Below are 24,449 nucleotides of genomic sequence, written 5' to 3'. Positions count from 1 at the left end.
TGAAAACCCGCCTGTGCCTTCCCCAAGGCACGGAGACGGGGAACTATTGAGCGAGGAAAGACCGTGGCATCCCCAAATGAATGGAACCCGACAGAACGGGTGCGAGAACTCTCCTATCGCATGGTGAGATGGCCGAGCGAAACGGGAACACCTGACGAGGCATCGTTCGGGCCGAAGCTGGCCGAGCTTTTGCGCGAGATCCCCTATTTCCAGAAGAACCCTGAAGATATTGCCGTCATCGACAGTCACGGCTCGCCGATGACCAAGAATGTTATCGCCGTCGTGCGCGGTGCCGGGCGGCGAACCCTGGCTCTGGCGGGGCACTTCGATGTGGTGGAAACTGCAAACTATCGCGATTTGAAACATCTTGCTTTCGAGCCGGATGCTCTGCTTAAGGCTCTTCTGAACGACCTTACCAGCCGTCCGCTTGCGCCGAATGAGGAAAAGGCACTCGCTGATTTCCAGAGCGGAAATTACATTCCCGGTCGGGGCATGCTCGACATGAAAAGCGGTGTTGCAGCCGGTATCGCAACGTTGGAACATTTCTCGCAGCAGGCAGATCGCGAAGGCAATCTAATTTTGTTTGCGACGCCTGACGAAGAGCGTGGTTCGCGGGGAATGCGCAGCCTGCGCGATGCGTTGCCGGAACTTGCCGAACGCTGGGGCCTCGATATCGTTGCCGGTATCAATCTTGACGCAACGAGCGATCAGGGTGACGGTGCGGAAGGCCGAGCCATCTATCGGGGCACAATCGGCAAGCAACTTCCCTTTGCTTTTGTGGTCGGACAGCCTTCTCATGCGAGCTATCCGTTTGAAGGTGTCAGCGCGCATCTCATCGCGTCGGAAATCATGCGTGCGGTGGAAGCCAATGCAACCCTTTGTGATACGGCTGATGGTGAAGTGTCGCCACCTCCGATCTGCCTTGAAGCGCGGGATTTTCGCGGCGGTTATGAAGTGACCACACCGGAACGGACGTGGATTGCTTTCAACTGGCTGACCCATTCCGTCTCGCCTGATGCTTTATTCCACCGGTTCAAGGCAATTGTCGGTGAGGCGCTGGATCGGGCGATCACGCACTTCAATGTGGAGGCAGAGCGCTTTGCAAAGCTGGTTGGCAGCGATGCAGATGCTAATCACAAGGGCAGAATTCTGACCACAGCCGAGTTGCGCGACGAAGTCCGGCGTATTGGTGGTGATGCGGCACTGGAACGGATAGCGGCACTGGAAGCTGAACTTTCAAGCAGCGACAACCCGCTTCTCATCACGCGGGAACTCGTCAACGCCATGGTTGCTGAGGCACGCGTTACAGGCCCGGCGGTCATTATCGGCTTCGGAAGTCTCGTCTATCCTCACGTTCGCATGGGGGTCGAAACGGCCGAAGAACAGCGTTTCGCAGAAGCTCTGGAAACCGCACGCGCGCATGCAGAGCGCCAGTTCGAAACGACGATCCGGTATCGTGAAATTTTCGCCGGTATTTCAGATATGAGCTTCTTCGGTCATATCCCGGACGCGACGGATAGTGAAGTCATTGCGGCCAACACACCAGCGGCTCAATTTATCGACCGCGCCAATCCGAAAGCGCTTTCTTATCCGGTGGTGAATATCGGCCCGTGGGGCCGCGAGTATCATCAGCGATTGGAGCGGGTCTATGCACCCTATGCCTTTACGGTACTGCCACAGTTTCTCAACGGCATCGCCACGCGCTTCCTGAAGTCATAGCGGTTCGCGAATAGCGGCGCGATGTCCTTCACTTTGCCTGATTGACGGTTATAGCGATCATGTGGAGGACATCGTCAGCGCTGCACCCGCGTGAGAGGTCATTAGCGGGTTTGGCGAGGCCCTGAAGCACTGGGCCTATGGCCTGCGCCCCACCAATACGTTGGGCAATCTTGTAGCCGATATTGGCGGCTTCGAGATTGGGGAACACAAAGACGTTGGCATTGCCCTTGAGCGGTGAGTCCGGCGATTTGGCATGGCTGATAGCCTCGACGAATGCCGTGTCGAACTGCAATTCTCCATCGATGCACAGATCAGGCTTACGCTCCTGCACCGTCCGGGTTGCCTGAACGACCTTTGATACGCGCTCATGCGCAGCGCTGCCGCCGGTGGAGAAGGACAACATGGCAACGGCCGCATCTTTTTCCGTGAGCTGGCGGTATGAATCTGCCGACTGGATGGCGATATCGGCAAGTTGTGCGGAATCCGGTTCCACCACGAGGCCGCAATCGGCAAAGACGAAAGCGCCTTTCTTCTGATGATGAGACTGGCACAGCAGCATCAGGAAGAAGCTTGAGACGAGTGATGCGCCTTCGGCCTTGCCGATGATCTGCAGGGCATGGCGCACCACATCGGCTGTCGTTGCGACTGCGCCAGCCACCGTCCCATCCGCATCGCCTTCGCGTACCATCATGGCGGCGAAGCCGAGTGGCGTCTTCGCCATCGCCTCAGCCTGTCCTTCCGTCATGCCTGTGGCCTGACGCAGCCGATAGAGTTTTTGCGCATAATCCGCGCTTTTGTCCGATGTCTCTGGGTTGATGATCGCGATCTTTGAGCCGTCAATCTGCCTGCTGATGACGCTTTCGGAGCCCAGAAGCGTGATGCGGGCAATGGCTTCGCGTTCGGCACGGAGCGCCGCATCGATGATGCGCGGGTCTTCGCCCTCGGCTAGCACGATGTGACGTGGCTTCGAACGAGCTTTCTCAAAAATCTTTTCCAACGGCAGCATGGCGCAATCTCTTCAAAAGGCCGGGAGTTGCGCTCCCGGCCTGATCACTGACGGACTGGTTCAGACGGGCATTTGCTGGCGCATGTCGGCCTTGTCGATGCCGGCCACGACAACGGGCTTCTTCATCGCATCGCGGCGGAATGGTTCGCCCAGTTCCTGATTGAGCACGACTTCGATGAAGGTAGTCACCCCCTTGGCCTGCTCGTCGATTGCCGTCTGCAAGGCTTCGGTCAGCGCCTGCTGGCTATCGACGGTCACGCCTTTCAGGCCGCAGCCATCCGCCACCTTGGCGTAGCTCAGGTTCGGATTGAGTTCGGTGCCGACGAAGTTGTTGTCGTACCACAGCGTCGTATTGCGCTTTTCGGCACCCCACTGATAGTTGCGGAAGATGACCATGGTGATCGCAGGCCAGCCCTTCCGACCGATGGAGGTCATCTCGTTCATGGATATGCCGAACGCACCGTCGCCTGCAAAGCCGACCACTGGCGTGTCAGGCTGGCCGATCTTGGCGCCGACGATGGATGGGAAGCCATAACCGCAGGGGCCGAACATGCCCGGCGCCAGATATTTGCGTCCGTGTTCGAAGCTTGGATAGGCGTTCCCGATGGCGCAGTTATTGCCGATGTCGGTGGACATGATGGCGTTCTTCGGCATTCCAGCCTGAATGGCACGCCATGCCTGCCGCGGCGACATGCGGTCCTTCTCGCGCTCGCGCGCACCGGCATTCCAATGCGTGCCCGGATCGTCATCCTCATGATCCATTGAGGAAAGCTGCTGCAACCAGGCGGATTTACGCTGATGGATGAGCTGCTTGCGCTCGTCGCGACCTGCATTGCCCGCATTGGCTCCCATCTGGTCGAGAATCTGCTGCGCAACCTGCTTGGCATCGCCGCAAATGCCGACCGATATCTTCTTGGTGAGGCCGATACGATCAGGATTGATGTCGACCTGAATGATCTTTGCATCCTTCGGCCAATAATCGATGCCATAGCCGGGCAGGGTCGAGAACGGATTGAGACGGGTGCCGAGCGCCAGAACCACATCGGCCTTGGAGATCAGCTCCATCGCGGCCTTGGAGCCATTGTAGCCGAGTGGACCTGCGGATAGCGGATGGGTGCCGGGAAAGGCATCATTATGCTGATAGCCGCAGCAGACCGGCGCATCAAGCCTTTCAGCAAGCGCGATGGATTCAGGGATCGCACCGCCGATAACGACACCGGCCCCGTTAAGGATGACCGGGAATTTCGCATTGGTTAGTAGCTTTGCAGCCTCGGCAATGGCATCGCGTCCGCCGCTCGGGCGTTCCAGTCGAACGATCTGTGGCAGGTCGACGTCGATGACCTGAGTCCAGAAGTCACGGGGAACGTTGATCTGCGCCGGTGCACAGCCGCGCCATGCCTTCTCGATCACGCGGTTCAGCACTTCGGGAATGCGCGTCGCGTCGCGCACTTCCTCCTGATAGCAGACCATCTCCTCGAACAGCGCCATCTGGTCAACTTCCTGAAAACCGCCCTGACCGATGGTCTTGTTGGCAGCCTGCGGAGAGACAAGCAGCATCGGCGTGTGGTTCCAGTAAGCAGTCTTGATGGCAGTCACGAAGCCGGTTACGCCGGGCCCGTTCTGGGCAATCGCCATGCCCATCTTGCCTGTCACGCGGGTATAACCGTCGCAGATCAGTGCCGCATTCGTCTCATGGGCGCAATCCCAGAAGGTAATGCCCGCCTTCGGAAACAAATCCGATACCGGCATCATCGCGGAGCCGATGATCCCGAATGCATGTTCTATCCCATGCATCTGCAAGACCTTAACAAATGCTTCTTCCGTCGTCATTTTCATGGCGCGTACCTTTCCTTGGAATTCAGAGAACTTCGTCTTTCAGCGCATACCAGTGATACATTGCGCGCTGGCCTATGCGCCTGAATGGCGTCAGCATGCCGTAACTCGGCAATTCAGAGGTGAAGATCGGCAGGTCGAGTTCCTGTCCCCGACCCGTCATCAGTTGGGCAACCCGGCGTCCGGCCTGCGCTGAATACATCACGCCGTTGCCGCCGTAGCCCATGGCATAGTAGATTTCCTGCGTCGGATCAGGACGATAGATGCGGGGCATCATGTCATGACTGACATCGACCCACCCCCACCAGGAATAATCGATCTTGATGCCTTTCAGAGCCGGGAACTTCCGGTAAAGGCCCGAAAGCAGCAGATCGTAATGTTTAGGGTTCGGTGCATCAGCCCCGGTAATGGCGCTGCGGCTGCCGATCTGCATCCGCCCGTCAGGCAGAAAACGATAATAGTGACGAAGCGTGCGCGTGTCGGTTAGCGGAATGCCGGTCTTGGGGCCGCATGCTTCAATTTCATCGGGCGTCAGTGGGCGTGTCACGACAGAGTTAGACAGCACCGGCATCAGCCGGTAACGGGTGAGAGGATGGAGGCCGGGTGAGGTGTATCCCGCTGTCGCGAAGCAAACCTGTCGCGCCGTGACCGTACCGTTCGGCGTGTTGAGATGGAATACACCGCCATTCTTGCGGCAGCTGAGAACCGGGCTTGCGGTATGCACCTTTGCGCCCAGCTTGCGTGCAAGCCGGAGATAGCCGAAGGCAAGTTTCGCGGCGTGAATGCCAATGCCGTCTGGCTCATACATAGCTCCGCGAGCTTCCTGATCCCGGATGAAATCGCGGTGAATCTCGTCGCGACCGACCATGCGCGTCCGATAGCCGAATACGTCATTCAGCAGGCGGGATTCTTTTTCCAGCGAAGGAATGACCTTGTCGCGATGGGCGATGTAGAGATGACCGCCATCCTGCGGATCACAATCAATTTCCGGTTCGGCAATGAGTGAACGAAAGAGATCAAAACCCTCGGCAATTTCCTTATGCAATTTCCGGGCGACGTCCACACCCCAGCGCTCGATCCATTGTGAACGCTTGAGCCGGCCAGCTGAAATCTGCGCCTGACCGCCATTGCGGGTACTGCAGCCCCAGGCGACGCCATTTGCTTCCAGCACCACGGCCTTGACGCCATGATCCCGAGCGAGATGGATTGCCGCCGAAAGACCGGTATAGCCTGAGCCGACGATAACGACATCGGCATCGACGTCTCTGCGAATAGGGCCATCGTCTTCCGGCGCCGGTCCGGCAGTGCCTATCCAGTAAGTCGGAGCATAGTCGCGGCCTTGTCCGGGTGTCTTCGAAACCACCGGATCATAGGCGGGGTCGAATGGCTGGGTGGCCGAGAAACTGTTGAGAGTGTGGGTATCCATATGTCGGTCCTCCAAAACACCGACTGGCGATGTTGGGGCTTACGCCTTCAGCAAAGGCCGGTTCTTGCGGAATGCCTGTTTGCGGACGATCTTGCCGTCGCGCTGTGTGAAGAGATCGCAGCCTTCTGCCTCGACGCGTGCGCCGTTGGCATCCGTTCCGCGAAAGGTCCATTCGGACACGGCACGGTCGCCGCTCACGAAATGCCTGTGTCCGTCCCATTTCACGTCGGGCATCGCGGCCCAGACGCCGGAAAAAGCCTTGGCAATCGCATCCTTGCCTTCGAGACGGGTGCCGTAAACTTCCTCACCACCGATGGTGTAAAACACACAATCGTCGGCAAAGAAGGCCATGATCGCGTCGATGTCGTGCCGGTTGAAGGCGTCGAAGAGGTCGGAAAAATGCTTCTCTGTGAGTTGTCCGGCGGACATTCGAATGCTCCTTGATAGGTCTGAAATCTGCCCTGATTTCGGGCAAAGCTTCCCTGTGGCGCGGCAGAGTTGCCGCGCGATTGATATTGCGAATTGGATTTCGGTCGGGCTGGTTAAAGCGGTTGTAGCGCCATCAGACTTTACCCTTCCACGGGATGAGGACCTTTTCCATGTAACGGATCAAAAGGTCGAAGGCGAAAGCGAATACACCGATGACGATGATGCCCATGATGACGGTGTCGCTGGCCAAAAACTGGGCTGCATTGAGTACCATGAAGCCAAGACCGCGATGCGCCGCCACCATTTCCGCCGCTACCAGCGTCGTCCAGCCCACACCGATCCCGATGCGCATGCCGGTGAAGATTTCCGGCATGGCCGCTTTCATGATGACCTGCGTTATTACCTGCGTCCGGGATGCGCCCATCGCATAGGCGGCATGGATCTGTTCGGTTGAGACCGAGCGCACGCCAGCTCTCGCTGCGATCGCCATTGGCGCAAAGATCGCGAGAAAGATGAGGAACACCTTCGGGAACTCGCCAATACCAAGCCAGATGATGATCAGCGGCAGATAGGCAAGCGGCGGCAATGGTCGGTAAAACTCGATAATGGGGTCCAGCACGCCACGAACAAAGCTGCTCATACCCATCATGATGCCGATGGGAATTGCCGTGATGCAGGCAATCGCGAAAGCACCCAATACGCGTCCAAGGCTGGCGAGCGTATGTTCGGCCAGTGTGGAGTTTGCCACGCCATCGGTCATGGCAACCATGAACTTGCCGTAGACAGCGAAGGGAGAGGGGAGAAACAGCGGCTTGACCCAGCCCATTCCCGTTACGAGAAACCAGAGCCCCAGCAAAATCAGTGCGGTTACAAGGCTGATGAAGCCGCTATTGCCGTCGCCGGGGGCGCCATAGATTTTACCGGGTTTGACTGGTCTTGCCCGAGTTACGAACTCAAGCATGGACCAGTTCCGGGTTTCCTGATGCACGTTCATCGCCATAGATAATCCCCAGAATTGTCTCACGCATCTTAATGAAGTCGGGACTGGACTTGACGGCGCGCGCGTCACCGCATTCCAGAAAGCGTCGGTTGAAATCCAGATCATAGGTATGGGTGATCCGTCCGGGGCGCGGCGACATGACGATCAGCCGCGAACCGAGGAACAAGGCCTCTTCGACGCTGTGAGTGATGAAGAAGAACATTTTGTTGGTCACTTGCCATACCCGCAAAAGCAATTCCTGGATCGTTTCGCGGGTGAGGGCATCAAGCGCTGCCATGGGCTCGTCCATAAGCAGCATCGCCGGGTCGCAGGTCAGTGCGCGGGCAATGCCGACACGCTGCTGCATACCGCCGGAAAGCTGGTAAATCTTGTGATTGTGGAAATCCTGCAGGCCGACCAGCGCCAGATTTTTCGTGGCACGCGCCCGGCGTTCTGCCTTCGGTACACCTTGAAGCTTCAGGCCAAACTCGGTGTTGTCAACGACATTGAGCCAGGGAAGCAGAGCATGTTTCTGGAACACCACACCCCGGTCGGCGCCGGGACCACGCACTTGCCTTCCGCCCAACGTGATTTCGCCGGATGACGGGATCATGAACCCCGCCATCAGATTGAGAAGCGTGGTCTTGCCGCAGCCGGACGCACCAAGCGCCACCACGAAATCCCCGCTGTCGATCCGCAAATTAACGCCCTTCAGCGCAATCACGGCTTCTTCCACATAAAGACCGGGATAGGTCAGACTGACATTCGATACGTTCAAGGTTTCCATTACGTCACCTTTCGGGAACGAAGAAGCGGTTCCGGCAAAAGCCAGAAGGCACACACAACATTGCAGGAACCGTCTCGGTTCAGCGGCTTGCCCGAAGGCATGCCGCTGGCGGAGGCGCTTGAATTACTTTACGTAATTACTTCGCTGCGGCTTCGGCAAAACTGCCATTTACGTTGCCGCTATAGTCATCCAGAGCTTGGTCGAGCTGTTTTTGGTCGACAAGAAATTTCGCACTCTGGGTGACGGATTTGAGCGCTCCGCTGTCCTTGCCACCGCCGAGCCATGTCGGGGAGGCTTGTTCTTCCACGGTGGGGAAGGACAACAGCGCGAGTGCGCCCGGTATGTCAGCGGCATTGCCACCGATCAGCTTGACCATACCTTTGACCTGTTCGGAGTCTGCCGTCCACTGGCCGCCATTGGCCTTGTAGTCGGCATAGGCATCCTTCAGCACCGTGGTAAAGGCGGTCATGAATTTGGGGTTTTCGCTGGCGAAGCTCTTATCCACCACAAGGCCGTCGAAAGTCGGGACGCTTTTCGCGCCGATTTCTTCGGAATTGGCAATTTCCTTGCCGGTCTTGAGGATTTCGGAAAGAGCAGGAGGCCAGACATAGGCTGCGTCGATATCGCCGCGCTGCCAGGCGGCAACGATCTGCGGCGGTGTCATGTTGAGTATTTCCGCGTCGCGCGGATTGATCTTCCAGATGTCGCTCATGCCGACAAGGAGATGGAAATGCGAGGTCGAGACAAAAGGCACGCCGACCTTCTTGCCCTTGAGGTCTTCCGGCTTCTCTATGCCCGAACCTTCGCGCGCTACCAGTGCTTCCGATTTGCCGATATTATCGAGAATCCAGAAAAGTTGAAGGTCAACACCGCGTGTGGCGGCTGCTGCGATGCCCGTTGAACCGATAACGCCGATCGGTACGTTGCCGGAAGCAAGTGCCGTCGAAATATCGCCACCCGATGCGAACTGGCGCCAGTCAATCTTGTATCCGGCTTCCTTGGCTGCAGCATCGAATTTTCCGTTAGCGATCGCGGTCAGAAACGGCCCGACGATCTGCTGATAACCGACCACGACCGTGGTTTCGGCATAGGCCGCAGACGTTGAAAGCGCTGCTACGGCCGAAAATAACACCACCCGTTTTATGCTCTTGAAATAGTTCATGGAGTTCCCCTTCCATTTAAGAACCATGCCTGACTTGGTCACGACTGTTGACGTTTTTCGCCAATCTGCAGTTCCAGTTACAAACGATAGCCATCTCATGAAATTTGCCTTATATCCAGTTGGAATAGTCAATAAGTCCAGTTTGACATTAAAGATGGCGCTACCCGGGAATTGGGGTTCGTGCTCACTTTACCGTCGAAATTATTCCACGAGGAGAAACAGAAAGAAGAAACACTATTGCTAAGTAGAGCACGAAGCGGAAAAACTGACGCGAACTTGGGTGTAATCGCAGATTCACTAATGGAGTAGGGTTTTGGATGCCGTCTCACCGACGATCTTCTTCATAGATGGCAGCAGAAATACCGGATTGCAGTCCCAAATCCGGGAAACAACGGTATCAGCCATTCTTTCAGGCGCGGTTTTGCCCGGTGCCAGCATGCCCTCCACGCGGCGGCTGGCGGATTATCTGAAAGTCTCGCGCCTCACGGTAACGCTGGCCTATCAGGAGCTTGTGTCCCAAGGTTATCTGGAAGTGCGTTCCCGCAGTGCCTATCACGTGGCTGCAGCGCCGCCCATCAGCCGTCCAGACAAGGATTTTTTGCAAACACCTGACACCGCCGTAGATTGGTCATCCAAGTTGCGTCTCGGCTTCAACATTGCCAAGACCATTCGCAAGCCTCTGGATTGGCGGAAGTATCGCTACCCCTTTCTCTATGGCCAGATGGATCAGACCTTGTTTGATCTCGCCGCATGGCGCGATTGCGCACGGCGCGCGCTGGCCAGAGAAGACTTTATCCTTATGGCGGGTGATTTCGCCGCTGCCGATGATGTGGAACTTGTCAATTATATCCGTTCGCGCACGCTGCCTAGCCGCGGAATACACGCGGAGCCAGACGAGATACTTGTTACCGTTGGCGCGCAGAACGCGCTTTGGATCATCAGTCATCTGCTTTTGACACGGCGCTCGCATGTCGTATGCGAAAATCCCGGACATCCCGATATTAGTGCCACACTCCATCTGACAGGGGCCAATGTAACAGCGCTTGACGTCGATGAAGGCGGCTTGCCACCCGAGTTGCTGCCAGATGAGATCGACGCGGTCTTCGTCACGCCGAGCCACCAGTCACCCACGGCCGCCACTATGCCGCGCGCGCGGCGTATAGCACTTCTAGAGGCTGCAGCCGAGCGCGATTTCGTCATTGTCGAAGATGATTATGAATTCGAGATGAGCTTTTTGCAGCCGCCGACGCCGGCGTTAAAGTCGCTCGACCAGTATGGCCGCGTTCTCTATGTGGGCAGTTTTTCAAAGTCGCTGTTTCCGGGGCTTCGGCTTGGATATCTTGTCGCGCCAGCGCCTGTCATCCGCGAGGCGAGGGCACTGCGCGCGCTCATGCTTCGTCATCCGCCCGGACATTTGCAGCGAACAGCCGCCTATTTTCTGGCTCTTGGTCACTATGATGCGGTTATTCATCGTATGCGGATTGAATATCACAAGCGCCATATTGTCATGATCGAGGCCCTTAATCGCGAAGGATTGAAAATCGCTGGTAAATCGGCCTTTGGCGGCACGGCATTCTGGATCGAAGGACCGGAGGGCATGGATGCCGACAAGCTCGCACGTGATCTGCGCGAGGATGGCGTGCTGATCGAGTCGGGGTCCCCTTTCTTCTGGAGCGATGACAGGCCATGCCGCTATTTTCGCATCGCTTATTCTTCCATTCCGATTAATCGGATTGCGGAAGGCATCGAGCTTCTGGCCAAAAGAATGCGGCAAATCTCGTAGTTTTGGAACGCTTGGGTTCAGGCTGCGTTCATGTGGATTACGATAACGGATTTGTGAAGTTGCCGGAATTTGTCCCAATTCGATGGATATCGCTGGCGGTTCTACGGCGTCTTTGCCCGCGATTCTGTGGGTGAGACGCATATCAATTCTGCCTTCCAGAAGGAGAAGGATTTATGTCTATTCGTTCGAAGCTTCTTGCCACTGTTGCCGTGCCGGTTCTGTCGGCCTCCATTCTAGCGCAACCCGTACTGGCGGATTCATTGACGGCTCCAATCCTGCTGGCACAGGAGAACGGAGACCAGCCATCCGACGAGCAGTTGCAGCAGCAACAGCGCGAGGCTGAAGAACAGCAAAAGGCAGCGGAAGAAGAAGCGCGTCGGGCTGAGGAACAACAGCGCGCTGCCGAGGAAGAAAATCGTCGTCAGGCCGAAGAGCAGCAGAAGGCTGCTCAAGAGGAAGCCCAGCGTCAGGCGGAAGAACAGAAGCGCGCTGCGGAGGCAGAGGCGCAACGTCAAGCTGAAGAGCAGCAAAAAGCCGCCGAGCGCGAAGCACAGAAGCAAGCCGAGGAACAGCAGAAGGCAGCCGAGCGCGAAGCGCAGAAACAGGCCGAAGAGCAGGCCAGGCAAGCTGCCGAACAGAAAAAGGCTGACGAAGAGGCACAGCGTCAGAGCGAACAGCAGCAGAAGGCCGCCGAAGAGGAAGCTCAGCGTCGCGCTGAAGAACAGAAGAAGGCTGATGAAGAGGCGGCTCGCAAGGCCAATGAGACGCAGGAACAGACCGCTCCCGCTGAAAAGCCGGTGAAGGAAGAGCCTGCACAGGAACCGCAAGCGAAACCTGAGCAGCCGGCGGCGAAAGAACCGGCCAAGCAGGCCGAGCAACCTGCCAAGGAAGCTCCGGCGCAGGAACCGGAAAAGCCAGCCGAACAACCGGCAGACGCATCTCCGGTCTCGCCTCCTCAGAAAGAACCAGCGGAAGAATCCGCTGTTGAGCATCCCGAAGAAGCTCAACCGCAAGAACCGAAAGCAAAGGAAGAGCCACAGAATGAGGCTCAGCCTGCACAGCCGGTCGAACAGCCGCAATCAACCGAAGACCAGCAAAAACCGTCTTCGGAGCCAGCGCCAGAGATCGTCGATCAGCGTTCGACCGAGGAAAAGCAGGAGATTGCGAAAGACCCTGCGAAGACGGACGATACGGTTGTCTTGCCGGTCGAAAATGGCGCTGCCATTCTCGACAGCGACAAGGACGCCGACAATTCCGGCGGAAGCCAGTCGCGTGAAGAGCGTCGCAAGCAGCGCGAACAGCAGCGCTCCGCTGAGGAAAGTGCACCACCGCCCGCAAATGATGCGGCGGCACAGGTTGCGATTCCAGAGGAAGTGAAGGCAGCGCTGCCGCAGAAGATCGAAGCCAATCTCAAGGAAGAGGGCACCCGTATCAAGGAAGCGCCGGTTTTTGCCGTGCCGGAAACCACCAATATCATCAACAACACGGTGGTGAACAATACGGTCATCAATAATACGACGGTCAATAACGTGACCAACAATGTCACCAACGTCAAAGTGATCGAGGAGGTGGATAATCGTGTCATTCTGGACGTGGGCGACCGTATCTTCGTTCGCGGCGATGATCGCCCAAGGTTGCGCCGTGATGCCGAGGAAACCTATTACGATGAACTGCCGCGCGGGCGCACCCGTGAAACCATTGTCCGCCCGGGTGGCAACCAGATCGTCACAGTCTATGATCGCTACGGCGATATTCTTCAGCGTTCCCGTATCGACCGGGACGGCAATGAATATCTGATGATCTATGCGCCGGAATATGACGACAATCCGCGCGCTTCGATTATCGATGTTGGTTACGAACTGCCGCCGATGCGTCTGACCATTCCGGTAAGAGATTACATCATCGACGTCGCGGACGATCCGGATCGCGATTTCTATGACTTCCTTGCCATGCCTCCGGTAGAACGTGTGGAGCGTGTCTATACGATCGACGAGGTTCGTCATTCAGCCCGCCTGCGCGACAAGGTGCGTCGTATCGATCTGGATACAATCCACTTCGCGACGGGCAGCGCCGAGGTTTCGCTTTCGCAGGCGAAGACGCTGCGCAAGGTTGCAACCGCCATGCAGAAGGTACTGGCAAAGGATCCGGGCGAAACCTTCTTCATTGAAGGGCATACGGATGCGGTTGGATCGGACCGTTCAAATCTGGTCCTGTCCGATAAACGTGCTGAATCAGTTGCGAGCCTTTTGACGGAAGTCTATGAAATTCCGCCAGAAAACCTTGTCACGCAAGGCTATGGCGAACGCTTCCTGAAAATTCGCACGCAAGCAGCCGAACAGGAAAATCGTCGTGTCACGATCCGCCGCGTGACTCCGCTTGTCCGCCCGGTGGCTCAGCGCTGAACAAACAAACACCCGGATGCGATTTTGCATCCGGGTGTTTTTCATGAAGTAATTTTGCTCAGGCAATCTTGGGCTGGATCGTCGTCACACGGTCGAGCATCTGTTCGCTCAACGGACGTGGTTTGACCGCTTCGATCTGCACCATGAGCTCGGCGATCTTCTCGGCATCCATGACGCCGCATTCATAGATCTGGATGATTTCGCGCGCCATTTCGTCTTTTTGGGGAGAAGTGATCGGACAACGAGCCATCGCTTCACACGACTTGACATAAGCCGCTTGCAGCTCCTCCAACTCAATGGGCTTGAAACGCCCGAAGTAGTAATCTCTCGAAAATGGCATTTTATGCATTCCGCAGTGGCGACAAACAGATAATCCCATCTAAACGCCTGAAAATTCTTGCGACCCGCTATACTAAAACATAGCTGATTGCAAAGCATTATAATCGAGAATTATTTAGTTTATGTAAAATATTCAGTCAGTTGCGAAACCGAAAGCATTAGAGAGCTAAAATTTGCTGAGGGATCGTAAGCAGACTCTTTTTCAACCAATGCCGTTAAACGCGATCAAGTTCCAGTTTGGCTACTATTTCAGCGATCTTGTCCGGATTTTGTTCGCCAGATTCAAATGTTCTTATAATTGCGCGTGCAAGCGCCTCTTTGCTTTCGTGCGTCGTTGAACATCGATCAAGCAGTGCGCAGCAGCGATTATAGGCAATCTGCAGCACTTGGAGATCGTTTGGCGCATATGTTCCCTGATATTTGTTGCCGCGAAATGGCATGGACGCCTCCCCGTTTGATTGATTGAACCTCTAATTCAGAGGGAAAGCAACAGATCGTTTTATGACAGCGATATCAGGCGCATCACGATAGTGTTCTTGGTGATCCGGTTCTTCCGAATATAAATAGCGATAATCTCTGGCTACCGGTTTACGGGGTTCGAAATCTCGCCGCGAGTTTGTTGAAAGCTGGTTGAAAGCTTGCCTGCGCTAACCATTCAAAACCGATTGAGGAATCGGCTGCATATCAGGAGGGGTCTGGCATTGCCGGGCCAACAGGAGCTCTCGGAGGAGCGTAGATGAAAATCTCTATCGATTCATGCCGCCATCTATTTGGCGCGGCCTTCATCGGCGGCGCAATGGTACTTGGAGCAGGCGCTGCCCATGCCGAAAAGCTGACAGTGATTGTCGGCGGTATGGAAAAGCAGATTTACCTTCCGGCAGTGCTGACGGAAAAGCTGGGTTACTTCAAGGATGAAGGCCTTGATGTCGAGCTGATCAACAGCCGCGCTGGCGTGGATGCTGAAAACGAACTTTTGGCCGGTGCGGCTCAGGCTGTGGTCGGCTTTTACGATCACACGATCGACCTGCAATCGAAGGGCAAGTTTATTCAGTCCATCGTCCAGTTCAGTCAGGCGCCGGGTGAAGTGGAACTCGTTTCCAGCAAATATGCCGACCAGATCAAGTCGCCGGGCGATTTCAAGGGGCATACGCTTGGCGTCACCGGACTGGGCTCCTCGACGGACTTCCTGACTCAATACCTTGCCATGCGTAATGGCCTCAAGCAGGGCGACTACACGCTGCTTCCTGTCGGAGCAGGCAATACTTTCATCGCTGCCTTCAAGCAGGATGCCGTTCAGGCAGGCATGACAACGGAACCGACCGTGGCCAATATGCTGAAGAGCGGCGATGCCAAGGTGCTGGTCGACATGCGCACGCCCGACAAGACCATCGAAGCGCTTGGTGGACCTTACCCGGCTGCGTCGTTCTATGTGCAAAGCGCATGGCTCGAGACGCACAAGGAAGACGCGCAGAAGCTTGCCAACGCTCTGGTCAAGACCATGCGCTATATCGCTTCGCACAGCGCTGAAGAAATCGCCGACCAGATGCCCAAGGATTATTACGTCGGTGACAAGGACCTTTACGTAAAGGGACTTGCCGAGGGCAAGGCGCAGTATACGCCGGACGGCCGGATGCCGAAGGATGGACCTGAAACCGTTCTCAAGGTTCTCGCAACCTTCAAGAAGCCGCTTCAGGAGAAGCAGGTCGATCTTTCGAAGACCTTCACGACCGAATTCGTGGACAAGGCCAACGCAACGCTCGACGCGGCGAAGTAAACAGCCCTCGACTGGCGTTCAAACATGAACGTCAGTCCCGCTGTCCTCCAAAGATTCAACCGCATTGCAGGCGCGCGACAGAGCATTTCCAGCAAACGTGTAAGACGGTTTTGCGCTCGGAGATCTTTGATAACGAAACTATCGCGCGCGAGCGGTGCCGCATACCCGCGAGGAACCCATGCTGATGGAAGCCCCCAGAACCATTGCGCGTGAGAAAGCTGCTGCAATCGCGCTCAACAATGTAACTCGCCGTTTCGTCACCCCCGACGGCAAGATGATGACCGCATTGCGCGACTTCACCATGAATGTTGCGCAGGGCGAGTTTGCCTGTGTTGTCGGTCCGACCGGCTGCGGCAAGTCAACGACGCTTAATCTCGTAACCGGTCTCGCCAAGCCAAGTGCCGGTGAGGTCCGCCTGATGGGCAAGCCTATCGAAGGTATCAGCCCTGATATCGGCTTCGTGTTTCAGGCCGATGCGCTTTTTCCGTGGCTTAATGTCATCGACAATGTGAGTGCCGGTCCGCGTTATCGCGGTATGGGCAAGGAAGAAGCCTATGAGAAAGCGCGTAGCTGGATCACCCGTGTTGGTCTGGCCCGTTTTGAAAAGCACTATCCGCACCAGTTGTCTGGCGGCATGCGCAAGCGCGTGGCGCTGGCACAGACATTCATCAACGAACCGAAAATCCTGCTCATGGACGAACCGTTCAGTGCGCTTGACGTACAGACGCGCACGCTGATGCAGGGTGAATTGCTCGATCTCTGGCAACAATCTGGCGCGTCCGTCATCTTCGTCACGCACGATCTCGAAGAAGCGATTGCGCTGGCCGATAAAGTCTATGTGCTGACCGCCGGTCCAGCCACGGTCAAGAGCGTCTACGATATCGACATCCCACGCCCGCGCGTCATGGAAGACATCCGCTACGACAGCCAGTTTGTGGATATCGCCAAGGTCATCTGGGACGATTTGCGCGAGGAAGTGCAGATCGGCCAGAAGCGCGCGCTGGCAAACGGAAACTAATCGGAGAAAATGATATGACAACACAAGCTCTCTCCGCGTCACCAAGCTTGCAGGTCAATGCAAGTGCCGACGAACTTGCGCGCACCGAAGCGAAATTTCGTGCCGACATGCGCCGCCGCCGAGCGGTCGTTATTCTTGTACGCCTCGCCATTCTGGTCGCCGTTCTGGGCGGTTGGGAACTCGGCGCACGGACCGGCCTGATCGATCCATTCTTCTTTGCGAGCCCCTCCGGCATTGCCGACCAGATATGGATCTGGGTCACGGAAGGCACGTCACAGGGACCGCTTTCGGAACAGATCATCGTAACGCTTGAGGAAACCGCGCTTGGTTTCCTTATCGGTGCGGTCGGCGGCGTCATTTGCGGCATCCTGCTGGGTCGCAACAAGTTCCTCGCCGATGTGTTCTCGATCTATATCAAGATCGCCAATTCCATCCCGCGCGTCGTGCTGGGTTCGATCTTCATTATTGCGCTTGGCCTCGGCATGGCATCCAAGGTGGCGCTGGCCGTCGTCATGGTTTTCTTCGTCGTGTTCGCCAATGCGTTTCAGGGCGTGCGCGAAGCCGACCGCGCGCTGATTGCCAATGCGCAGATATTGGGTGCATCGCGTTCGCAGATCACGCGCACCGTCATCGTGCCGTCGGCCATGAGCTGGATTTTGGCAAGTCTTCACGTCAGCTTCGGCTTTGCACTCGTCGGCGCTGTCGTCGGTGAATTCCTTGGTGCAAAGAAGGGCGTCGGCCTGATGATTTCCACGGCGCAGGGCACCTTCAATGCCAATGGCGTTTTTGCCGCCATGGTCATTCTGGCGGTTCTGGCGCTCGTCGTGGAATACATCATCACATTGGTCGAAAACCACCTGGTGAAATGGCGTCCACAGGCGCTTTCCGAACAGGGAAGCTGATAGTCGGTCAAATGCATGAATGTCAGGCGGCGGGCAAGGTGACGGTCACCGTAAGCCCGCCGCCTTTCGTTTGGGAAAGCTCGACATGGCCGCCCGCCGTGTCGGCAACTTCGCGCACGATGGCAAGGCCCAGCCCGCTTCCATCGGCGATGGTGCCCGGAACACGATAGAAACGCTCGAAAACGTGTTCATATTCATTTGCGGGGATTCCGGGTCCGTTGTCCTCGACCCGTATGTCGATTTTGGGCCCATCCTGATCAATCACAAGCGTTACTGTGCCGCCTTCGGGCGTGTAGGTAAGGGCGTTGTCCACCAGATTGACGATCATTTCTCGCAGCATGGTGCCGTCGCCAGAAATGATGGCTTTGGTTGCTTTGAGCTCGAACCCGAGATCGATCTTGCGGTCGAACGCCTTGCCCGAGAGGCTTTCCAGAATTTGTTGTCCCGCTTCCGCCAGATCAACCCGGTCAGCGCGAGGACGCCTGCTGCCTGGTTCGGCACGCGAAAGCGTCAGCAATTGTCCAGCAAGCCGCGACAGCTGCATGGTGGTATTCTTGATACCTGCCAGAACGTCTTTGCGGTCACTTTCGCAGGTTGTCCGTTCTGCGAAACTGGCCTGCGTTGATAGTGTAGCAAGTGGCGTGCGCAACTGATGTGCTGCATTCTGGATGAAACGGTGCTGCGCCGACATCTGCTTGCGCACGCGTTCCATATACTGGTTCAGCGCTGTGACGAGCGGTCGAAGTTCGGTCTGAACTGTCTGTGGATCGAATGGTTCCAGCTCGGATGTGCGATTGCGAACTTCGTTGCGGAGCCGGATCAACGGGCGCAATACAAAGCGCAAGCCCATTAACGAAAGGGCACCCGCGACGATGATGAGCAGCGATTGTTCCAGCACAGAGTTCAGCCAAAGCTCCCGCTGCATGGCGGTGTATCCTGCAAGGGTGACACCCACGACCACGTCGACAGCTTGTGGCAGGTTGGACGGTGCTGCAACGGGATGGCGCAAGACAACCAGACGCAAGGGATGGTCGCGATAGCTGCCCTCATAATGGAGTGGGTCGTAATTCGCGATTTCAGCCGGTTTCGGCAAGTCGGGAAACCCTGCAAGCAGGCGTCCGTCAGAAGTTTCGACCCGATAATAGACCCGGTCGCCATTTCCCGTCGAAAACATCTCCAGCGCTACCGGCGGAATGACAGCATCGATGGCATTATGCGAGGCAGCAGTCGCTTCGCCAATGGCGCGTGCTGACGCTGTCAGCATTCTGTCTGACACGATCCCGGCCATATTTTCCGACGCACGCCATGCGGTCCAAAGGTTGATCCCGGCCACGACAATCAGCGGAATCACGATCCAGGAAACGAGCTGTGCACGCAGGCTTTGGGAGAGGCGAGTGAACAGCCGTTTCATCTCAACTCGCCTCACGCAGCAGATAGCCCAGGCCGCGCAAGGTTACGATCTCGGCTTTGCTGCCCTCCAGCTTTTTGCGCAGACGATGAATGTAAATCTCGATGGCGTTCTCATCAGTCTCGCTGTCGAAATCGTAAATACCTTGAACAAGTGTTGTCTTGCTGACGGTGGTTCCGATGCGCCGCAGAAGCTGTTCCAGAACTGCATGTTCTTTGGGTGCAAGTGACAGTGGATCGTCTCCGAGTGAAAACAGCCGGGTGTTGGTGTCGAAACGCAAAAGGCCGCAGGTCACAACAGGCGCTGTCCGCTGACTGGACCGGCGAAGATGCGCACGGATGCGCGCTTCAAGTTCGCTGAGTTCGAACGGCTTTGCCAGATAATCGTCAGCACCGGCATCCAATCCGCGGATACGTCCGTCAAGACTTGCATTGGCCGTCAGGATGATGACAGGCACCTCATTGCCTCTGCCGCGGATGTGCTCCAGCACGTCGAGCCCGGTTTTGTCCGGCAATCCGAGGTCGAGAACCACGAGATCATACTCCGTGAAGGCGAGCGCCTGTTCCGCATCCGCCGCGTCGTGCACAGTATCGACGCTGTAGTTCGACTGCTGCAAGCTTTTTGCCAGCCAGTTTGCGAGGGTGAGATTGTCTTCGACGAGCAGAATTCGCATGAGTGACGATGATAGTGGTTTCTGTTCCGCGTCAAGAAGCTTGGGCGTTGAAACGATGGATGAGATGAATATCTTCCGGCTCGCGCTTGAAGAGCAATGGATCAGGCGTCGTGGTGACTTTTGCACCTTGCTTCACATAAAAATCGATGGTCCGCCGTGTGGGTGTCGCAGAAATATAGAAACCTTCTGCTCCGGCCTCCTTCGCAATGGCCACGCTGCGACGATAAAGTTCACCAGCAAGTCCCAATCCCCGGACTGTCTTCCCCACATGCATGAAGCCGAGCTGGTACAATTCGGGATAGGCACCGACAGGGCGTACATCCGTAACTGCGACGGCCACCAGAGTGCCATCGAGATAGGCGCCAAGAAATACGCCGCCGTGGTCGTGACAGTCGAGCAGGATATGTGTGTAGATTTCCGCTTCGCCCTCCGGCCAGCCCTGCACATCGTAGAATTGTGGCTCCAGCAGGAGTTGCTCTCCTTCGAGGCGATACATTTCCTCGATGATCTCGCTGCGATCAATTTGCCAGATGTCAGTCACTTCGCTGCGCTGCAGTGGACGTATGATGAAATCCGCATGCTTCTTTTCGTGTACCATGACCGCCGCCTTCGAAATTTCATTTGTACGATGAACTATCGTTTCATCGATAGGCACTCAAGGGGGAGCAGAAGTGGCGATCGCAGCGCTTCTACGAACTTGTTGGCAATTTGTCAGGAGGAACCTCTCATATTGCAAAAACTCACAATAATTTTGACCAATATCATGGCTACTCCCCGCCATTTGTCTCGGGTACTGCTGAGTACAGGTGCGAGGAATATTGAGGCGTGTGGGAGGCTAACAGCTAACTTCAATCGGACGAATTGACCGAAACAGCTTGTTGAGGGCAGAAAACTGCCTGAAAATGAGCGATTTCGCATCAACTCTCCGATCTGCCCTTGCGAGAGCGGGGCCTGAGTTCTATCAGCATCATCAAAAATTGCAGTCTGAGGAAGGTTCGGCAATTGCATTGCCTGAATGTCCTGATGCCCGCCGCCATCTTGTATGGCGTCGGTGAAATGATCGATGGAGCCGAGTTGAAAAACCATCACGATATCTGGGATATCGTCGACGCCAAGAGCGCCGCATATTTCGAACTGAGCGATACGGTTTGGGATAATCCTGAAACAAACTACGAAGAGTACAAATCGAGCGATGCCCATGCGGCGATGCTGGAAGCCGAAGGGTTTCGCGTCGAGCGTGGTATTGCGGGCCTGCCGACTGCGGTGATGGGCGAAGCTGGCGACGAAGGACCGGTCATCGCCATCCTTGGTGAGTTCGATGCATTGCCGGGCCTCAGCCAGATATCTGGACTGGTTGAAGAGCAGCCAGTCGAGGCCGGCGGCCATGGACATGGCTGCGGTCATAACCTGTTGGGCTCAGGGTCGTTGCTCGCTGCTGCGGCAGTGAAGGATTATCTTGCCGCACAGGGCATCAAGGGCCGCGTGCGCTATTACGGTTGCCCGGCGGAAGAGGGCGGTTCAGCCAAGGGGTTCATGGTCCGCGAAGGACTTTTTGACGATGTGGATATCGCGTTTTGCTGGCACCCGGCGCCTTTTGCTGGTGTAAACGATCCGGTTTCGCTTGCCTGCAACGAAATCAATTTTCACTTCAGCGGTCGCGCAGCCCATGCTTCGTCAGCCCCGCATCTGGGGCGCAGTGCGCTGGACGCAGTTGAACTGATGAATGTCGGCGTGAACTATATGCGTGAGCATATGCCGTCCACGGCGCGCATTCATTACGCTGTGACCGATACAGGTGGTTTTGCGCCGAATGTCGTGCAGGCCAAGGCAACGGTGCGTTATCTCGTTCGCGCCCGCAGCCTGCCGGAAATGCAGACCCTTCTGGAACGCGTCAAGAAGATTGCCGACGGCGCGGCGCTGATGACCGAAACGACGGTCCGCAGCGAAATCGTCAGCGGCGATGCCGATCTGATTGGCAACACGCCGCTGGAACAGATGATGCAGCTTCAGCTCGAGCGACTCGGACCTCCGGACTTCGATGAGCAGGACCGTGAAACTGCAAGCCGTTTCCAGAAGACACTGTCCAGGGAAGACATTTCAGATGCTTTCCGCCGCTTCGGCGTCGAGCCGAAAGATGGCCTCGCGCTTTGTGAAGATATCTATACGCCCTATAAAGGCGATAATACCCTCGTCGGCTCTACCGATGTCGGCAGCGTGAGCTGGGTCGTGCCCACCGTGCAGATGCGCGGCGCGACCTGCGCAATTGGCACGCCGCTTCATTCGTGGCAGATGGTGGCGCAGGGCAAGCTGCCCGCGGCGCATAAAGGCATGGCCCATGCTGCAAAGATCATAGGCAGCACGGCCATCGAATTGTTCCGTAATCCGGAGCAGATCAAGAAAGCCAAGCAGGATCACGAAAAACGGCTCGACGGAACCGTGTTCGTCAATCCGATTCCAGACAGCGTTCAACCCGCTCTGCCCGAAACCGCGAAATGACGCGGGCGGGCAGACAGAATCTGAAAATAGAAATGACATTCAATCCCCCAATTCCAACAGGGCCTGACGCATCATGAAGCAGATGGGCTTTCTCGATATTTTGAGCTTCGGGCCCGACGGCTGGGGCTACGTGCTGATGATGGGTGCACTGGTGAGCGTGGCGCTCGCCGTCCTGGGCTTCCTTCTTGGCGCTGCCATCGGCGTTTTTGCTGCCTGGGCGAAGATTTCCGGCGGGCGCACGCTTCGCGCTGTCGCCGATGGCTACACCACGATCATTCGCGGTATTCCGGATCTCCTCGTCATCTATCTGTTTTACTTCGGTGGCAGTGCGGCAGTCACAGCACTTGGCAAATATTTCGGCGCGGAAGGCTTCATTGGCTTTCCGGGCTTTCTTGCGGGTGTGCTGGCAATTGCCATTTCCTGTGGTGCGCACCACACCGAAGTGTTTCGTGGTGCATTCCGGGCCGTTTCCAAAGGTGAACTCGAAGCCGCTACTGCTTGCGGCATGGGCCAGATGCTGAAATTCCGCCGCATCATTGCGCCGCTGGCGCTGCGACATGCATTGCCGGGTCTTGGCAATGTCTGGCAGGTTTCGCTCAAGGAATCCGCTCTGGTGTCGGTTGCCGGTGTGGTTGAGCTTCTGCGTCAGGCACAGATCGGCGCTGGCTCGACCGGACTGCCCTTCAACTTCTTCCTCATTGCCGGTGCGCTCTACCTGCTGATTTCGTCTGTTTCCGGCGGACTTCTGCAGTTTGCCGAGCGTCACTTCTCGCGCGGCGTTCGGAGGGCAAAATGAGCCTTGAATTCTATTCCGATGCATTCTTCCAGATGCTGGGCGGCGTGCCGCTGACCCTGAAGCTTGCGGCAACTTCCATCGTGTTTGGTGCCATACTGGCCTTGCTTTTCGCCTTGATGCGCCTGTCGGGCATCAAGGTGCTGGACTGGATTGCCCGCCTTTATGTGTTCGTGTTCCGCGGAACACCGCTTCTGGTGCAGATATTCATCATCTATTACGGTCTCAGCCAGTTTCCGGCCATCCGTTACTCGTTCCTGTGGCCGGTTTTGCGCGAGCCTTACTGGTGTGCGATCATTGCGCTGACTTTGAACAACGCCGCCTATGCGAGCGAAATCATCCGTGGTGGCCTGCTGTCGGTGCCGCATGGCCAGATCGAAGCTGCAAAAGCCTGTGGCATGTCGTCCTTCACCTGCTTCCGTCGCATCGTCATGCCACTTGCGGTCCGTCAGGCATTGCCGGGTTACGGCAACGAGATGATATCGATGATCAAGGCAACCTCGCTTGCGTCGATCATCACACTCATGGAAGTGACTGGTATCGCAGCAAAGCTGATCGCCGAGAGCTATCGAGCCATAGAAATCTTCGTGATCGCCGGAGCGATCTACCTTGCCATCAACTTCGTTCTGACACGTGCGCTGATGTTCGCAGAATATAGACTGACCCCTTATCTGCGCCAGCCGGTCGTCAAGCTTTCCTCCGAAGGACAAACATCGTGAGCAAAATCGTTTCCCCCAATGCACCGGTGGCGCTGAAAGTCGAAAACCTGCGCAAGAGCTTTGGTGCGAATGAAGTGCTGAAAGGCATTTCGCTTGAAGCACGTGAAGGTGAGGTCATTTCGATCCTCGGTTCGTCGGGTTCCGGCAAGTCGACTTTCCTGCGCTGCATCAACCTTCTGGAAACACCGACGTCAGGCACTGTGACGGTTTCGGGCGAAACCATCCGTATGGCGAAGAATTCGAAGGGTGAAGCCTACCCGACCGACAAGAAACAGGTTTCGCGCATTCGTTCGGAACTGGGCATGGTGTTCCAGAGCTTCAATCTGTGGTCGCACAAGACCATTCTGGAAAACATCATCGAAGCGCCGATCTATGTGCAGGGACGCCCGCGCGCGGAATGCGTGGCAGAAGCGGAAGCTTTGCTGGCAAAGGTCGGCATTGCTGACAAGCGCGATTTCTATCCGGCCCATCTTTCGGGCGGACAGCAGCAGCGCGCCGCAATCGCCCGCGGACTGGCGATGAAGCCGAAAGTCATGCTCTTTGACGAGCCGACTTCAGCACTCGATCCGGAACTGGTCGGTGAAGTGTTGCGCGTCATGCGCGGCCTTGCCGAAGAAGGCCGCACCATGCTGGTCGTGACCCACGAAATGGGCTTCGCGCGCGACGTCTCCAACCGCGTCGTATTTTTCCATCAGGGTCTGGTGGAAGAAGACGGTGCGCCGGAAGACGTGTTCGGCAACTCGAAGTCGGAACGTTTCCGCAAGTTTATCAGCCACGAAAACGCTGCCTAATTACCGAAAT

General features: G+C 56.5%; 22 protein-coding genes. 10 read left to right on the top strand and 12 right to left on the bottom strand.

What is annotated here, in order from left to right; translation table 11 throughout:
• Window positions 1-120: 120 nt before the first annotated feature.
• Window positions 121-1,719 (top strand): M20/M25/M40 family metallo-hydrolase, encoded by a 1,599-nt coding sequence (locus tag KWJ32_RS03600; protein ID WP_080514355.1) that lies wholly within the window; start codon window positions 121-123, stop codon window positions 1,717-1,719.
• Between the two features lie 28 nt (window positions 1,720-1,747).
• Here the strand turns inward: KWJ32_RS03600 and pta are convergent, their stop codons facing one another.
• From pta to tauA, 7 genes are all read right to left on the bottom strand, one after another.
• Window positions 1,748-2,725, bottom strand: coding sequence for a phosphate acetyltransferase (gene pta, locus KWJ32_RS03595; protein WP_151609525.1), 978 nt, complete (start codon window positions 2,723-2,725; stop codon window positions 1,748-1,750).
• A 60-nt stretch (window positions 2,726-2,785) separates the two neighbouring features.
• Complete coding sequence (xsc, locus tag KWJ32_RS03590; protein WP_012092919.1) at window positions 2,786-4,561, bottom strand: sulfoacetaldehyde acetyltransferase; 1,776 nt, start codon at window positions 4,559-4,561, stop codon at window positions 2,786-2,788.
• A 22-nt stretch (window positions 4,562-4,583) separates the two neighbouring features.
• Window positions 4,584-5,984 (bottom strand): FAD-binding oxidoreductase, encoded by a 1,401-nt coding sequence (locus KWJ32_RS03585; RefSeq protein ID WP_012092920.1) that lies wholly within the window; start codon window positions 5,982-5,984, stop codon window positions 4,584-4,586.
• Between the two features lie 39 nt (window positions 5,985-6,023).
• Window positions 6,024-6,413 carry a nuclear transport factor 2 family protein gene (locus KWJ32_RS03580; RefSeq protein ID WP_012092921.1) on the bottom strand — a complete coding sequence of 130 codons (390 nt, stop codon included), beginning with the start codon at window positions 6,411-6,413 and terminating at the stop codon, window positions 6,024-6,026.
• Window positions 6,414-6,546: 133 nt separating this feature from the next.
• Complete coding sequence (locus tag KWJ32_RS03575; RefSeq protein WP_010658703.1) at window positions 6,547-7,374, bottom strand: ABC transporter permease subunit; 828 nt, start codon at window positions 7,372-7,374, stop codon at window positions 6,547-6,549.
• Window positions 7,367-8,179, bottom strand: a complete 813-nt coding sequence (locus KWJ32_RS03570; protein ID WP_010658704.1) for a taurine ABC transporter ATP-binding protein — start codon at window positions 8,177-8,179, stop codon at window positions 7,367-7,369. Before KWJ32_RS03570 ends, KWJ32_RS03575 begins: the two co-directional genes overlap by 8 nt.
• 136 nt (window positions 8,180-8,315) lie before the next feature.
• Window positions 8,316-9,341, bottom strand: a complete 1,026-nt coding sequence (gene tauA / locus KWJ32_RS03565; protein ID WP_040128344.1) for a taurine ABC transporter substrate-binding protein — start codon at window positions 9,339-9,341, stop codon at window positions 8,316-8,318.
• A 313-nt stretch (window positions 9,342-9,654) separates the two neighbouring features.
• Here tauA and KWJ32_RS03560 point away from each other — a divergent pair, with 313 nt between their 5' ends.
• Window positions 9,655-11,124 (top strand): PLP-dependent aminotransferase family protein, encoded by a 1,470-nt coding sequence (locus KWJ32_RS03560; protein ID WP_012092923.1) that lies wholly within the window; start codon window positions 9,655-9,657, stop codon window positions 11,122-11,124.
• Window positions 11,125-11,297: 173 nt separating this feature from the next.
• Window positions 11,298-13,526, top strand: a complete 2,229-nt coding sequence (locus KWJ32_RS03555; RefSeq protein WP_012092924.1) for an OmpA family protein — start codon at window positions 11,298-11,300, stop codon at window positions 13,524-13,526.
• A 58-nt stretch (window positions 13,527-13,584) separates the two neighbouring features.
• Here KWJ32_RS03555 and KWJ32_RS03550 read toward each other — a convergent pair whose 3' ends face one another.
• Both KWJ32_RS03550 and KWJ32_RS03545 read right to left on the bottom strand, forming a co-directional pair.
• Complete coding sequence (locus tag KWJ32_RS03550) at window positions 13,585-13,866, bottom strand: hypothetical protein (protein ID WP_010658708.1); 282 nt, start codon at window positions 13,864-13,866, stop codon at window positions 13,585-13,587.
• A 214-nt stretch (window positions 13,867-14,080) separates the two neighbouring features.
• Window positions 14,081-14,305, bottom strand: coding sequence for a hypothetical protein (locus KWJ32_RS03545; protein ID WP_010658709.1), 225 nt, complete (start codon window positions 14,303-14,305; stop codon window positions 14,081-14,083).
• Between the two features lie 356 nt (window positions 14,306-14,661).
• Between KWJ32_RS03545 and KWJ32_RS03540 the strand changes: the two genes are divergently transcribed.
• From KWJ32_RS03540 to KWJ32_RS03530, 3 genes are all read left to right on the top strand, one after another.
• Window positions 14,662-15,639 carry an ABC transporter substrate-binding protein gene (locus KWJ32_RS03540; RefSeq protein WP_085982297.1) on the top strand — a complete coding sequence of 326 codons (978 nt, stop codon included), beginning with the start codon at window positions 14,662-14,664 and terminating at the stop codon, window positions 15,637-15,639.
• Between the two features lie 178 nt (window positions 15,640-15,817).
• The gene (locus KWJ32_RS03535; protein WP_012092926.1) at window positions 15,818-16,657 is read left to right on the top strand and encodes an ABC transporter ATP-binding protein; all 840 of its coding nucleotides are present in this window, start codon (window positions 15,818-15,820) and stop codon (window positions 16,655-16,657) included.
• A 14-nt stretch (window positions 16,658-16,671) separates the two neighbouring features.
• Window positions 16,672-17,559 carry an ABC transporter permease gene (locus KWJ32_RS03530; protein WP_010658712.1) on the top strand — a complete coding sequence of 296 codons (888 nt, stop codon included), beginning with the start codon at window positions 16,672-16,674 and terminating at the stop codon, window positions 17,557-17,559.
• A 22-nt stretch (window positions 17,560-17,581) separates the two neighbouring features.
• Here KWJ32_RS03530 and KWJ32_RS03525 read toward each other — a convergent pair whose 3' ends face one another.
• From KWJ32_RS03525 to KWJ32_RS03515, 3 genes are read right to left on the bottom strand one after another with little or no spacing between them, the layout of a single operon-like run.
• Window positions 17,582-18,970 carry a sensor histidine kinase gene (locus KWJ32_RS03525; protein WP_012092927.1) on the bottom strand — a complete coding sequence of 463 codons (1,389 nt, stop codon included), beginning with the start codon at window positions 18,968-18,970 and terminating at the stop codon, window positions 17,582-17,584.
• Between the two features lies 1 nt (window position 18,971).
• Entirely contained in the window at window positions 18,972-19,640 is a 669-nt protein-coding gene (locus tag KWJ32_RS03520; RefSeq protein ID WP_010658714.1) for a response regulator transcription factor, read from the bottom strand.
• A 31-nt stretch (window positions 19,641-19,671) separates the two neighbouring features.
• A complete protein-coding gene (locus tag KWJ32_RS03515; protein WP_010658715.1) occupies window positions 19,672-20,238 on the bottom strand; it encodes a GNAT family N-acetyltransferase in 567 nt (188 codons plus the stop codon).
• Between the two features lie 425 nt (window positions 20,239-20,663).
• Here KWJ32_RS03515 and KWJ32_RS03510 point away from each other — a divergent pair, with 425 nt between their 5' ends.
• From KWJ32_RS03510 to KWJ32_RS03495, 4 genes are all read left to right on the top strand, one after another.
• The gene (locus KWJ32_RS03510; RefSeq protein WP_012092928.1) at window positions 20,664-22,136 is read left to right on the top strand and encodes a M20 family metallopeptidase; all 1,473 of its coding nucleotides are present in this window, start codon (window positions 20,664-20,666) and stop codon (window positions 22,134-22,136) included.
• A gap of 73 nt (window positions 22,137-22,209) precedes the next feature.
• Window positions 22,210-22,932: an ABC transporter permease subunit gene (locus tag KWJ32_RS03505; RefSeq protein WP_010658717.1), complete on the top strand. Its 723-nt coding sequence runs from the start codon at window positions 22,210-22,212 to the stop codon at window positions 22,930-22,932.
• Window positions 22,929-23,648 carry an ABC transporter permease gene (locus KWJ32_RS03500; protein WP_012092929.1) on the top strand — a complete coding sequence of 240 codons (720 nt, stop codon included), beginning with the start codon at window positions 22,929-22,931 and terminating at the stop codon, window positions 23,646-23,648. Before KWJ32_RS03505 ends, KWJ32_RS03500 begins: the two co-directional genes overlap by 4 nt.
• The gene (locus tag KWJ32_RS03495) at window positions 23,645-24,439 is read left to right on the top strand and encodes an ATP-binding cassette domain-containing protein (protein WP_012092930.1); all 795 of its coding nucleotides are present in this window, start codon (window positions 23,645-23,647) and stop codon (window positions 24,437-24,439) included. Before KWJ32_RS03500 ends, KWJ32_RS03495 begins: the two co-directional genes overlap by 4 nt.
• The last annotated feature ends 10 nt before the right edge of the window (window positions 24,440-24,449 follow it).

This window comes from Ochrobactrum sp. BTU2 (assembly GCF_024539785.1).
In the GTDB taxonomy this organism is placed as follows: Bacteria; Pseudomonadota; Alphaproteobacteria; order Rhizobiales; family Rhizobiaceae; genus Brucella; species Brucella anthropi.
Note: the sequence above shows the minus strand (reverse complement) of the source record. Positions and strands in the feature narration are given on the sequence as shown.